4 protein-coding genes are annotated in these 13,150 nt (G+C 55.9%); 1 reads left to right on the top strand and 3 read right to left on the bottom strand.

Annotated elements, in window-relative coordinates:
- Window positions 1–233: 233 nt before the first annotated feature.
- Window positions 234–6,863, top strand: a complete 6,630-nt coding sequence (locus BFP96_RS06660) for a DUF3320 domain-containing protein (RefSeq protein WP_065935866.1) — start codon at window positions 234–236, stop codon at window positions 6,861–6,863.
- 262 nt (window positions 6,864–7,125) lie between these two features.
- Here the strand turns inward: BFP96_RS06660 and BFP96_RS06665 are convergent, their stop codons facing one another.
- From BFP96_RS06665 to BFP96_RS06675, 3 genes are all read right to left on the bottom strand, one after another.
- Window positions 7,126–9,147 (bottom strand): acyltransferase family protein, encoded by a 2,022-nt coding sequence (locus BFP96_RS06665; protein ID WP_083216595.1) that lies wholly within the window; start codon window positions 9,145–9,147, stop codon window positions 7,126–7,128.
- 274 nt (window positions 9,148–9,421) lie between these two features.
- On the bottom strand, window positions 9,422–10,918 hold the full coding sequence (locus BFP96_RS06670) for a trypsin-like serine peptidase (protein ID WP_065935867.1): 1,497 nt from the start codon (window positions 10,916–10,918) through the stop codon (window positions 9,422–9,424).
- A gap of 115 nt (window positions 10,919–11,033) precedes the next feature.
- Window positions 11,034–13,019, bottom strand: a complete 1,986-nt coding sequence (locus tag BFP96_RS06675; RefSeq protein WP_065935868.1) for an avidin/streptavidin family protein — start codon at window positions 13,017–13,019, stop codon at window positions 11,034–11,036.
- Between the last annotated feature and the right edge of the window lie 131 nt (window positions 13,020–13,150).

Here is a 13,150-nt window from a genome sequence, read left to right on the forward strand (position 1 = left end):
TTCGATGTGATACCACTATCGAAATTTGCCCGATGGACTTCCGTCCTTTTTCGATATTGAGCTGTGTCGGTCGTAGTATCTGACGTTCGATGATGGCCTGGGAGAACAGTGACGACCAAAGGCACATTACGGCTGTGACTATAAGAGATATCATCCCGCCATCAGCTCAAGAGGGGCTCCCTGGCCGGTCAGTTTCGGCACTCCCTTGAGCATAACGACAAGGATTGTTGCGCATGGACGATATCGTTCAGCCCCTCACACCCCAAGAAGAAGCCCCGCCTAAGGAAGTAAAGGTCCTTGCCACCTTGGTAGCAAAGCTAAATCTTGCAGATTTCCAGAACGCTATCCCTGTGATTCGCGAGCTTCGTATCTCGAACGAAACGAATAATCGTTTCGTCAATGCCACTCTTACGCTTAGCTCTGCCCCCGAGGTATTTAAGTCCAAGATCTGGCGGATCGACGAGATCGCTGCAGATAGCTTCCGGGTCATACCTGGGCTTGATCTTGTCTTGGACGGCCCGTTGTTGAGTCGCCTGACAGAGTCAGAAATGTCGACCTTTACATTTGTCCTCGAAGCCGATGACAAGGAGGCGGAGAGCGGTCGCAAGGAAGTTGCTCGGCTTGAACAGGTCGTAGACCTTTTGCCCAGAAACCAGTGGGGCGGATTGCGGCATATACCAGATATGACTGCGGCTTTTGTTCAGCCGAATGATGCAGCGGTTGAGCGGTTGCTCAAGCAGGCGGCCGAGTTGCTTCGTCTTAGCGATAAGCCGTCGGCACTTGATGGATATGAGGGTGGCCCCAAAAGAGCTTGGCAGTTGGCGTCGGCAGTGTGGGGCGCGGTGGCGCGCATGAAGCTCGACTATGCGTTGCCGCCGGCCAGCTTTGAACAATCAGGACAGAAGACTCGTAGCCCCAGTCAGATTGCTGACTCCGGGTTGGCTACTTGTCTCGATCTGACTCTGCTTTTCTGCGCAGCATTGGAGCAGATCGGTCTTAACCCTGTGATCGTATTCACCCATGGTCACGCTTTTGCTGGTTTGTGGCTTAAGCCAGAAGAGTTCACGACTGCAGTGGTGGATGATGTCACTGCAGTGCGTAAGCGGGTGAAGCTTCAGGAACTCGTGCTATTTGAGACCACTCTTATTACCCACGCCTCGATACCGCCATTCTCTTATGCGGTAGAGATGGGCACGAAACAAGTAGCCGAAGACGCTGAAAGTGTTTTCGAGATGCTGCTAGATATCCGTCGCGCCCGTTTGCAGCGTATCAAACCGCTCGCCAGCTCAGAGGCTCAGATCGCACGTGTCGCCGTTGCTGAGACTGATGAAGCTCCATCGCTTCTTGTGGAGGAAGGGATCGGCCTCGCTGATGACAATAATAAGGTACAGGTTGAAGATCTGTCCAAGCTAGACCCAGCAGATCGCTTGGGCCGGTGGCAGCGGAAGCTTCTGGATCTGTCGCTTCGAAATAACTTGCTCAATTTCAAAATGGGTAAGCGAGCGCTGAAGCTTGAATCGCCTGATCCTGGTGCTCTCGAGGACATTCTTGCGAGTGGACAGTCTCTGAAGCTGCTTACTAGGCCTGACCTGATGGATGGCGCAGATCCGCGTGAGCGCGCACTCTATGAGCAGCGTGAGCGAGAAGATGTTCGCCGCCGTCATGCTGAAGATGCTCTCAAACGTAGGGAAGTATTCGTTGCGCTGACGTCAACCGAAATGGATGTCCGGTTAACTGAGTTATATCGAAGCGCTCGTACTGCTTTGCAGGAAGGTGGCTCCAACACGCTTTTCCTGGCCATCGGTTTTCTTAGCTGGACGCGCGAGGATAGGGCCGGACAAAAGTACAAAGCGCCACTGGTCTTGGTTCCTGTCACTTTGGAGCGTAAGAGTGCGCGTTCTGGATTCACCATGGTGCTGCACGATGATGAGCCTCGTTTTAACCCGACTCTGATCGAGATGCTGCGTCAAGACTTTGAACTGGGCTTGGGTTCACTGGAGCAGGAGCTGCCTCGGGACGACTCCGGTCTGGATATCGCCGGTATTTGGAACAAGGTTGGTCATGCGATCAAGGACATCGCAGGCTGGGAGCTTAACGAGGACGTTGTGCTCTCGATGTTCTCGTTTGCCAAGTATCTTATGTGGAAGGATCTTGCCGAGAATGCAGAGCACCTTCGACAGAGCCCTGTAGTCCAGCACCTTCTGGATACGCCACGTGATTCGTTCATCTCCGATACCCCGTTTCCGGAGGCGGAGTCACTGGACCGTGATTACGGCCCGACTGATGTGTTTTGCCCATTGCCATCTGATTCATCTCAGCTTGCGGCTGTGATGGCCGCAGCCAAGGGTAAAGACTTCGTTCTCATCGGCCCACCTGGCACGGGTAAAAGCCAAACGATTTCCAACATGATCGCCCAGTCGATCGCTCAAGGGCGCCGGGTGCTGTTCGTGTCTGAGAAAATTGCTGCCCTGGACGTCGTGTACCGGCGCTTGCGTGAAATCGGTCTGGGTGAGTTCTGCCTTGAACTTCACTCCAGCAAAGCTCGGAAAACGGATGTCCTTGCTCAGTTACAGTCGGCTTGGGAAGCGAAAGGGCAGGTAGATGCTGCCGCATGGGAGGTGGAAGCGCAGCGGCTCGCGTCCCTGCGTGACAGCCTCAATATTTATGTCGAGCGTCTGCATCGCCGGCACCGCAACGGCTACACCATCTACGATGCCATCGGGACGGTGACATCGGGTGTTGATGAGGCAGTAGCTCCACTTGGTTGGCCATCTCCGGAAACGCATGATCAGAAGGCCATGCTTGAACTTCGAGAGCTGGGCGACCGCCTTGAAGTGAACGCACACGCTGTGGGTTACAGTCAGCTGGCAGGCAACGCTTTGTCCGGGGTAGGCCAAGCAGAGTGGTCGCCTCATTGGCAGCAACAATTCGTGCAGGCGGCTCGTGACGTGCTTCCCGCTGTGCTTGAAGTCCAGAGAGCTGCCGATCGCTTTGTTGAGCTGTCTGGGCTTCCTGTTACGGAGTACACCCCAACAGCGCTTGAGGGGCTATCGATCCTTTCTCGAGCACTTCCTGCTGCCGCTGGGCATGATTGGCGTTTCGCACTGCGCCCCGATGCTCGCTCGATTTCTAAACGTCTGAGTGACGGCTGCACTTGGGTCGACGAACACCGGGACATTAACTCCAGACTCTCATCCCTCTGGTCCTCTCGTATTATTGCTGAAGCTAAACAAGGCATTGATTTGCTGCAGCAACGCCGCGCTACGTTCGTTGATCTAGGCTCGGCCTGGCCAGAAAATGTCACTGACGTTCTCGGGCAAGCTGTCACATTGCTGTGTCAGATAGACGACCTCAAGCACCAGCTAACGGCGTCCTACGTTGATGCGATTGAAGTACTTGATACCGAACTCCTGCTGCGCGAGTGGAAAGACGCGGAGGAGTCTTTCTGGCCTAAGTCTTGGTTCGGAAAACGCCGCATCGCTGGGCTATTGGCTCCGACGCAGACGTCAACAGGTGAAGTCGACAATGGCAAGGATCTCGCTACTTGGGTAGAGATTCGGTCGGTGCGTCGAGCAATCGATGAGCTGGAGCCAGGTCATGAGTGTGTTGCTGTTTGGCAAGGTGCCAAATCCGAAGCAACGCATCTCGCGACAGCGATCAAGCTGCAAGAGGCTATGCGGCTTCAGAAAAGTAATTCTGCCTGGATCGATGACGGCTTGCAGTTGGTTGAGCAGGGCCAGCTAGGTGATGGCCTGAAGGAGGAACTCCGCCGGCTGCGTGCGCTGACTCGTCTCGATGCTGGGTTAGATGAGCTGGTTGATCTCAGCTCAGCAACTAGCTCTCTCTGGAGCGGTTTGACCACGGATATTGACGTGCTGACTGCAGCTCTGCGCTTCCAGGCTGAACGACGTGGCATAGAGGAACGCGGTCGGCTTGTTGACGACCATCCTCATGTAGAGGAGGGGCGTTGTGGCTCGTCGTTAAAAGCTGATTTTGAGTTGCTCAAGAACAGAGCAGCAGTTGAGCGAGAGTTGGTGGATCTGGCCGATCTGCGAGAAATCGTTCCTGTCTGGAATGACTTGAAAACGAAAGTTGATGTCGTGCGTAGTGCGGCAGCGTTTCAGGGGGAGATGGCTACCGCGGTGGCGAAGCTGGCACTCAATCCTGAGCAGGTCGCGGCCTACAAAACACCGCTTCAAACTCTGTTGGGGGATGGTAACGCACTACTTGAACCGGAGGCTGCTATAGCCAATGCCGGTGTTGCTCTTCGAGAAAAGCTTGAGTTGCTACAGGCGCGAGCGGCGCACCTGACGGCTGTCGGTCATTTCACCGAAATGGGCGTCATCGAAACTGCTCACCTGGCGCTAAGTGATATCAAGACAAACTGCGAAACTGTCGTCTCGTCTGAATCGCGCCTTAAGGCATGGTGCGCTTGGCGGAAGGTTCGCGATGAAGCCTACGCTGTCGGCCTGGCTCCGATTGTTCAATCGATGGAAACAGGAGCCATCAGCTCTGGAAAAGTCCGTCGTGTATTGGAAGTAAATTACGCCCGCTGGTGGCTGAATACGACTGTCGATAATGAAGAGGTGATCCGGACGTTCGTCAGCGTGGAGCATGAGCAACGAATTCGCGATTTCCGGGCTTTGGATGACAAGTTCACCGAGTTGACCAAGGACTGGCTCCGGGCTCGGCTATGTTCCGACCTACCAAGCCAAGACAGTGTAAGTCGCTCTTCAGAGTGGGGCGTTCTGCGACATGAGATGGGCAAGAAGACCAAGCACATCCCATTGCGGGAGCTAATGAGTCGTGCGCCAGAAGCGCTAACCAAGCTGACTCCATGTTTGCTCATGAGCCCTCTATCCATTGCTCAGTATCTGCCTCCTGCCTCGACGCCGTTCGATCTCGTTATCTTCGATGAGGCATCTCAAATACCTGTCTGGGATGCCATCGGCGCAATGGCCCGAGGGAAGCAAGTGGTGATGGTGGGCGACCCCAAACAGCTCCCTCCGACTTCGTTCTTTAACCGAGCTGAGTCGACCGCTGAAGATGAGGATGTAGAGGCTGACCTCGAGAGTATTCTGGACGAGTGCATCAGTGCCAATCTGCCAATGCGTAATCTGAACTGGCACTACCGTAGCCGCCACGAAAGTCTGATCGCTTTCTCGAACCAGCGATACTACCAGTCGAAGCTGGTGACTTTCCCATCACCGTTTACGGCCGACAAAGCAGTACGGTTATGCCCAGTCCCGGGTGTATATGACAAGGGTGGGTCGCGAACAAACTTAATTGAAGCAAGATATTTAGTTGCTGATTTGGTTGCCCGCCTACAGTCTCCGGCCTTCCGCGAAAGCGGGCGGACCGTGGGGGTCGTAACCTTTAACGGCGAGCAACAGAAGCTCATCATGGACATGCTGGATGAGGCTTGCCGGAAAGACCCATCACTCGATTCGTATTTCGCTGAGTCCGAGCTGGAACCTGTGTTCGTCAAGAACCTTGAGAGCGTTCAAGGCGATGAGCGAGACATCATCTATTTCTCGACCACCTACGGAAAAGACGCTGCCGGTGTGCTTTCCATGAACTTCGGTCCGATGAACCGCCCTGGTGGTGAGCGTCGACTGAACGTGGCAATAACCCGTGCTCGCCAGGAGCTTGTGGTGTTTTCGACCTTGCGCCCAGAGCATATTGATCTAGCTCGTACGCAAGCGATCGGGGTTCGAGATCTTAAGCACTTCTTGGAGTTTGCAGAGCGTGGCCCACAGGCTCTCGCAGAGGCTGACTTTGGTAGCGTGGGTAGTTTTGACAGCCCATTCGAAGAGGCAGTTGCAGCGGCCTTGGCTAAAAAGGGATGGCAGATATTTACCCAGATTGGCGTTTCCTCCTTTCGAATAGACCTTGGGGTTGTTCACCCTGACGCGCCTGGACGGTACCTTGCCGGGATTGAATGCGACGGTGCTACCTATCACCGCAGTGCGACAGCTCGTGATCGTGACAAGCTCCGTGAGTTTGTACTGCGTGGACTTGGTTGGGAGATCGTTAGGATATGGTCGACAGACTGGTGGGTTGATGCAATTGGAACTGCCGAAAAGGTACATCTACGTCTGAACGAACTCCTTGCTGAGTCCCGAGCCAAGCAGGCTGTCATCGATGCCGCTCAAGAGGTAGAGCGACTGAAAATCGACGCAGCTATGGCTGAGGTCATTGAGGTAGTAAGTCAGGTTGCTGTGGTTGCCACAGTGGACAGTGTGGCCGAATCCAATGACCCGTCAGGCGCGTTGCCTGATTTGAAGTACGCCAAGGCTGCATCTATCACACCAGATGAGGATGTCTTGGATTTTGCTCGTCCCTCTGCATATCTGATTTATAAAGAAGCCGACCCTCGTCAGGCAGTAGGGTTGGTCGATCCAGATCAGTTCTTTGAGGCGAGTTACACGGAAACGTTGGAGCAGATGATTGCTCATGTCGTAACGCAAGAGGGGCCGGTTCTGGACACGGCACTCGCAAGGCGCATTGCCCGTGCTCATGGCTGGGTACGAACCGGCTCACGGATACGTGATCGCGTTGACCAAATTGCCCGTGCTCGATTCCGCTCACATGAAGAGGAGCAGACAGGAGTCTTTTTCTGGCCGGCTCATATCGAATCGGACGCCAGTGTGGTCTTCCGGAAGCCCGGCGACGAAGACACTACAAGAGGGCTATCTGAAATCTGCCTGCCGGAACTACGGTCTTTGGTCGATGAGATGGTGCAGCGGGGGCATGCGGGGGAGGGCTTGATATACGCGGTCGCGAAAGAAGCTGGTGTAAGCAAGCTTGCTCATGCGGGACGTCAGCGCATTGAGAGAGCCATACGTCAAATGGCGGAGTAACGAGAAACAAAGGGGGCCGTGAAGGTCCCCTTGACCAGCACACCAGGAGTGGGTGCCGGGAACCGTAAACAAATCGCCCATGGCTTTCGCCGGGCAGGCCCAGCCTCGCCATCAATCTTGAGCGGGAGTCGAGCAGGGCGGTGAACGGTAAAGGGCTCCGGCCCGATGTCGACTCCGCGTATTTACACAATTCGGGCCAAGAGCCAAATCTTTAATCCTGATTAAAAGAAACCCTGATCGAGGGCGCATACGCCCCCTTTCATTACAGAGTTTTCAGGGGGTTGCCTTTGAGCTTTTTGTACTCAGCGCCAAGGGCGGCGGCGCCAGACGCGTTTAGATGAGAACCATCAAGCCTGAATATAATTTTTCCGGCCACCACCGAAGTGCACGTCTCGTTACAAATCACCTCATTGGGATCAATCAGTACAACTTGCGGGTAAGCCTTTTTTATCTTGTATTCAATGCGGTCTGCATTTTTTTCAACTGGCGGCAGCATTACTTCCGATGCGTCCGCGTGTCTCAATTTCATGCCGCGTAGCTTGTTGACTGTGGTTCTGCCAATTTCAGCAAATGGCTGAACGATCACCACCACCTTTACGCCAGCATCAAGATACGCTTTGACTGTTTGCATTTGCAGGCTATCGACTTCGTTTGTGACGTCCTCCATTTTCTCATTTTGGATTCTGAACCTGACTTGCCAGCTAGCGTAGTTATTCCAGAAGTTGGACAAGATCACTATCTTCTGCTTTTTCGCCAGTTCGAACCGCTCGGTGTTGTAATTGGCGATCTTTATTGCTTCTACGGTAGACAACTTATTTTGCATGTCCATCATGAACACACCGGGTATGGCTGGGGTTGAGCCTGCCGTCGTGTCGTGGATCATCAAGCCGGCATCTTTGGCCAGCTCACCAACGAATGGGGCGTAGGCATTAGCAAAGGAGTCGCCCACCAACATGCCATCCATCGTGGGCTTATCAACGCCAAGATGGCATTCCTCCATGTTGCCAACCAGCATCAAACTGATGCATTGCGAGCGCTGTACGTGCGACGTGTTGGCTTCATCCAGTTCGGCCACCAATGCGCCAGACTGGGCGCGGTAGCCGTCGTTCTCGATGATCACGTAGGCGAAGACAGCAATGACAGTCAAAGGCACCAGATACATGCCGGCGAAGATCGGAGCGAAACGTTTTTGACGAACGTTCCGAAACGGGGTTTCCACTAAGTGGTAGCTGATCGCAGACGCAGCAAAGGCAATGATCATCAGGATTGCTGCGTTGGTGTGGGTTAGTTCTATGCCGCGATAGGCTGCGAGCACCAGCACGGGCCAGTGCCACAGGTAAAAGGAATAGGACACTTTACCCACGTAGCGAATAGTGGCGAACCCCAGTAGCCTGGTTCCTATTCCGGATTGAGACCGAAAGCCCGCAGCAATTACTAGGGCGGCACCCAGACAGACTGGTAGTGCATTCAGACCAGGGAATGCGAACGACTCATCCAGCAACAAGGCGCTGCCGATGATGAGCGCGACACCCGCGACGGACATGGTGCCTGGCAACTTGGCGTATCGGGTGATGCGATGTTGGTACAGAGCCAGCATGCAGCCAATCATAAGTTCGAAGAACCGGAACGGCAGCAGCATGTAAGCAGCGTTTTTAGAGCTTACTGCGTAATACTCGGATGCGACCAGCGACACAACGAACAGGCCTGCAATGATGTGGCGAGCGATCTTGTTATTGCTGATCCAAGCTAGCCCCAGCATGATTACCGGCCAAACGATATAGAACTGTTCTTCGACTGCAATTGACCAGGTATGCAGCAGAGGCTCGGTGCTGGCCGATCCAAAGTATCCTGTACCAGAGAAGAAATAAATATTGCTGACGGCTACCAATGAGTACACAGCGCTCTTTGCAAACGATATAAGGTCGTCCGGCATGAGGTAGTTGTAGCAGTAAATAGTAAGACACAACATCATGAACGCATAGGCTGGCAACAAGCGCTTGATGCGACGAATGTAAAACGACTTGAACGAAAACTTATCCGCCAGTATTTCCCGGCGCAGAATCGACGTAATCAAGTAGCCTGAAATAACAAAGAACACGTCTACGCCGACGAACCCGCCCAGTACGGGGAATTTTGCATGGTAGAGGACAACTAGCAGCACAGCGATGGCACGAAGGCCGTCAATGTCTGGCCTATAGGCTTGAGTTTTGACTTGTATGACCTCCCTTTCCCCGGGGTGACCGGGGTAAATTGATAGCGGGGCGGAGTCTACAGGCCAACGCATCTTTGTGTCAGTGAATATACTCAGAGCAGTTTTCCGCCCGGCCACTGTGCCGCGCTTTTTCGCTGGGAGAGAAGTATGAACGCAACCGAAAAAGGCCTGGACATCCTGGCGCGCACGTTATGGGGGAGGCTCGCGGCAAAGGACTGGCCGGCCAGATCGCCGTGGCCTATGCCATGCGCAACTGAGGGATTGGAGGAGTAGTGATGCGCCTCAGCCTGGCAAACACCCCCCTCCCCAGCGTTGCCGGTGGGCTGACAGGCCGTGGCCAGCTGCCTCACCTCGCATGACGCTGCGAGCGAACCGTCGCACCTTTGATCACGTCTGTACGAATGGCCGACGGTTGCCCGGCGCTGTTACGCGCATAACTGCATAGCGTGATCGGCAGCTCGGCTATATCAAGAAAAATGCCATCCGTGGCCAGGGTGTAGCGATCGTCGTCAATATCGCCGCAGAGGGTGCTGATCGCCGGGTTCACGCTGTAGTAGTAATGCCGGTTGAAACCGTTGTGCTGGCTTTCCCAGGCGATGTGATAGCGGTGCTTGAGCTGCGGGGCCGGTGCCGGGTTGGTCAGGAATACCGAATGGGTGAACACATTGCGCAGCAATGCTTGGGTCAGCGGCTGCTCGGCCTTTTGCACGCCGAGTATGCATAGCACATGCGGCCCCAGCACTGGGCCGATGGGCTGGTCGATATAGGCCTCGTCAGAGCCGGCAGCGACTTGGTAGCCGTGCGTGCGTGCGCAATCGCTGATGTCATTCACGGCCTTGAATCGGTAGAACGGCTCCTGGATCGAGAACCTCAGGTTCCAGGTCGGACGGGTAATTTGGTCGGCGGCGTCACGTTGCAAGTGCACATACGGTTTCAGATCCCACGGCTCGTCCAGCGTGATGTCAACGGCCTTGAGCTGGCAGGTTGGGGTGTCGTTACGGAAAACACCGTCTACAAAGCAGTAGTACACGTCGTTGGCGGGATAGCTGTAATTGAATTTGGCCGCTTCGCACGCCGAGTTGTTCTGGCAGCTGTTGAGAATGTCCTTCTGAATGGCAGACGCGACCTTGCTGATGATGCTGGTGATTTCATTGGTGTTGCGGTCCAGCATCGGGCTGCCGGAGCTGCCTGGGCGCAGACCGTTGCAGCGGTTGTGCAAGGCGCTGGGAAACACGCCGGGGTGTTCGGCAAAACTGTTCAGGGGCGACTCCACGCAGACACTCATGCGCAGGCCCTTTTTCAGAAAACCGGTCGGCGCGCCCACGTTGATCACTTCTCGATCCGATGTCTGACGATGAGAAGCCAGCTTGAGTGGCATGATCGCGCTGGCCACCAGCGCGGCCAGTGACGTATCCAGTTCGAGTATGGCCAGGTCAGTGCCCGCCATGCTGCTCCAATGTGCTGTCTTGACGGCGTAGGTGGCATGCCGTTCGGGGGTGTCATGAAAGTAATTGAAGGTCACATCGGCGTTGAACGCCTGGCGGATGCGCGCTGTACCGTAGCTGTAGAACACACAATGCCCGCTGGTCAGCACATACGCCGGACCGACGGCCTTACCCCGGCGATTGCGCGTGTCCAGCAGAACGGCATTGCAGGTCTGGCCCAAGGCATTTTTCAGTGAACCGATGCCGGTCCATTGCGGGTACCGGTGGTTTTTATTTTCAAGTGCCACCGAAGGTGACTGTTCGGTAAGGCCCTCGGCCAAGTCTCTGGCGTGGCCAGGCCAGACAGTGCTCAGCAATAGGACATACAGAAAGGCGCAAGCGATGTGAGTCGGTGCCATAAGGGGCCTCGGCAAGGAAGTCATTGATTGGCTGAAACTACCCAATCAGGCCAAGGCCGGTGACATACAGGGCTATTGCGTGAGCCCTTGGCGGGGTCCTCAGTCGCCGTTTTACTTAGGTTTCGAGCGATGGCAGGCATTCGGCGCGCTGCCTCGTGAGTATCCGCTGCGCATCTTGCCGATAGAACGTCAGGGACTTCACCTGCGTCTGCACATAGCTGTGCACAACGCTGGTTGGCGAGCTGGCCATGACCAGGACCGTCAAGCTGTGATCCATCAAGTCGACCGAGCCGGATAGGCACAGCGCGGTGTCGCCTTCGCGTGCTGTTGTCGTCAGGCTGACCGATTGCAAGGGTAGGCCGTTGCCCCGGGCATTGATGTCGGTGAACCCGGATACCTCGGATTCGCCGGTGCTGGCCGACAGTGTGCCGCTGACATAGCCAAACGCATGGTGCTGGCTTGCATGCACACGTAGGCTCAAGCGGCTTCCATCAACGGCGGCCCAGGTACCGCTCAGGGGGTCTGCAATGTCCGGCGTTGATGTGGGCGCGCTAACCGGTGGTTTTTGCGGCTCGCAGGCGACTCTGTGATACAGCAACTTGTCGACGTAGGTGCCCTGGTCAGCAAGCCCCGGGAAGTCACGGGTGGCCACCAGCAGGTGCGAGAGTGCCAGCCTGTCCTGGTCCTTCACGCGCAGCATTTGTCCGCTGAGCCCGGAAGACCAGTGCCAGCTGGGATCAGCGGGGTCATCACCCAAGGAATGCCATTCGATGGCCAGCGCTATTGGAAGGCCTTGTTCTGCGTTGTTGGTGGCGGGTGCTTGATAGCCCGCCACCGCATATTTGCCTGTGGAACCCGTCGAGGATTGGTATGTGCCGCTGATCCGGTTCCCTTCAAGCGTCAGCGTCATGACCGAACCATAGTCATTCTGCCAGGTGCCTGCGGCCGACATCGGCCGCGAAGGCGCTTCGGCGTTGAAGCTGAGCTTTCCATGGCTGAGTGGTCTGGGGGCCGTGTCGAACGGTTGCGAGGACGAACGCGTGATGATCTGCGGACCGCCTGGGCGATTGAAGAGCCACACGCCGGCGGGCGCCAATGAGTACGCACCCGGACGGCATTGGACCACGCGGTACTCATAGACGGTGTAGCAATGTTCCATCACCAATGCGCCCACCAGTATCAGGTCGGCCAGGCCGAGTGGCTCAAATTGAGGCAGGGTTTTGCCTTTGCCGGGGCCTTCCTCAATCAGTACGTTGTAGAGGTTGGCCCCGAGTGTAATCTCGCCATCGGCAAAACCAAGGACCACGTCAGGGGAGCCACCTTGAGCGATGCACGCCAGGGTCTGGCGCATCAGCCGGTCGTCTCCCTTGAACCGAGAGGAACCGGAGTCCAGGGCAAAGCTCAGGTCTGTGGCCAGCACCTGGCCGCCGACGGCGTAGGAGGTGAGTGGCGTGGACCAGATGTATTCCACCCCAGCGACCTTGTTGTAGAGCGACCACGGCAGAAATAGGTGCGGGCCGCGGGTCTTGCTGGCATCAACGCCGCCCAACTGACTGCTGCCGCGCCGTGATGCGGCATCCCAATCGAAGGCGATGAAGGGGTGTGTGGGATCAACCTTGCCGCTGTTCATTAACGCCTGAAACACGAACGCGCTACGGCCGTCGACATAGGCGCTGCTGCTGGGCAAGCCAATGCCGCCGTCCCAATCCAATTGGCGAAACTGCACACCGTCGTAGTCCGCCGCCAGTAGCAGTTGGGTGGGTAGCGGCGTCTGGTCGATGTGCAATACGTCCGCGCCCGACTCGACCTGCATGGTTCCCCATGGACCAAAGCTGTAGGGCCGTTGTAGGCAGTCCGTGAAGGTGAAGCTGCTGGACGCCTCACAGTCAAACCGGCCTGCGCTGTAGTGCTGGCACCGATCCGCTGCGCAGAGGCTGGAGGTGACCCAGGTGATGTTGGTGCCCGTGTCCAGCGAGAATTTCAAGGGTTGCCCCGGGGTGCCGAGGTGCAGGGTTGAGTACCAAGGTGTGGCACCGTTGTTCTGGTAGGGGGCACGACGCATGGCGAGGGTAATGCCTTGCACTCGATGTTCATTGTTCATGGTGAATTCCGTTTCTGGTAGTCGTGATCGACGCGGCTGTAGCGGACCCGTGGAAGCGATCCGTTAAGCTCGCGGCGTGCTGCTATTCAAACGCAGTCACTGACGGGCGGATGTCGGTGACCGCCGAGGGG

This window comes from Pseudomonas sp. 34 E 7 (assembly GCF_900005715.1).
Lineage (GTDB): Bacteria > Pseudomonadota > Gammaproteobacteria > Pseudomonadales > Pseudomonadaceae > Aquipseudomonas > Aquipseudomonas orientalis_A.

Bases quoted from the DNA above. Each gene is read 5' to 3' on its own strand.
- BFP96_RS06660 (WP_065935866.1), top strand. From the start codon at position 234: ATGGACGATATCGTTCAGCCCCTCACACCCCAAGAAGAAGCCCCGCCT.
- BFP96_RS06665 (WP_083216595.1), bottom strand. From the start codon at position 9,147: ATGCGTTGGCCTGTAGACTCCGCCCCGCTATCAATTTACCCCGGTCAC.
- BFP96_RS06670 (WP_065935867.1), bottom strand. From the start codon at position 10,918: ATGGCACCGACTCACATCGCTTGCGCCTTTCTGTATGTCCTATTGCTG.
- BFP96_RS06675 (WP_065935868.1), bottom strand. From the start codon at position 13,019: ATGAACAATGAACATCGAGTGCAAGGCATTACCCTCGCCATGCGTCGT.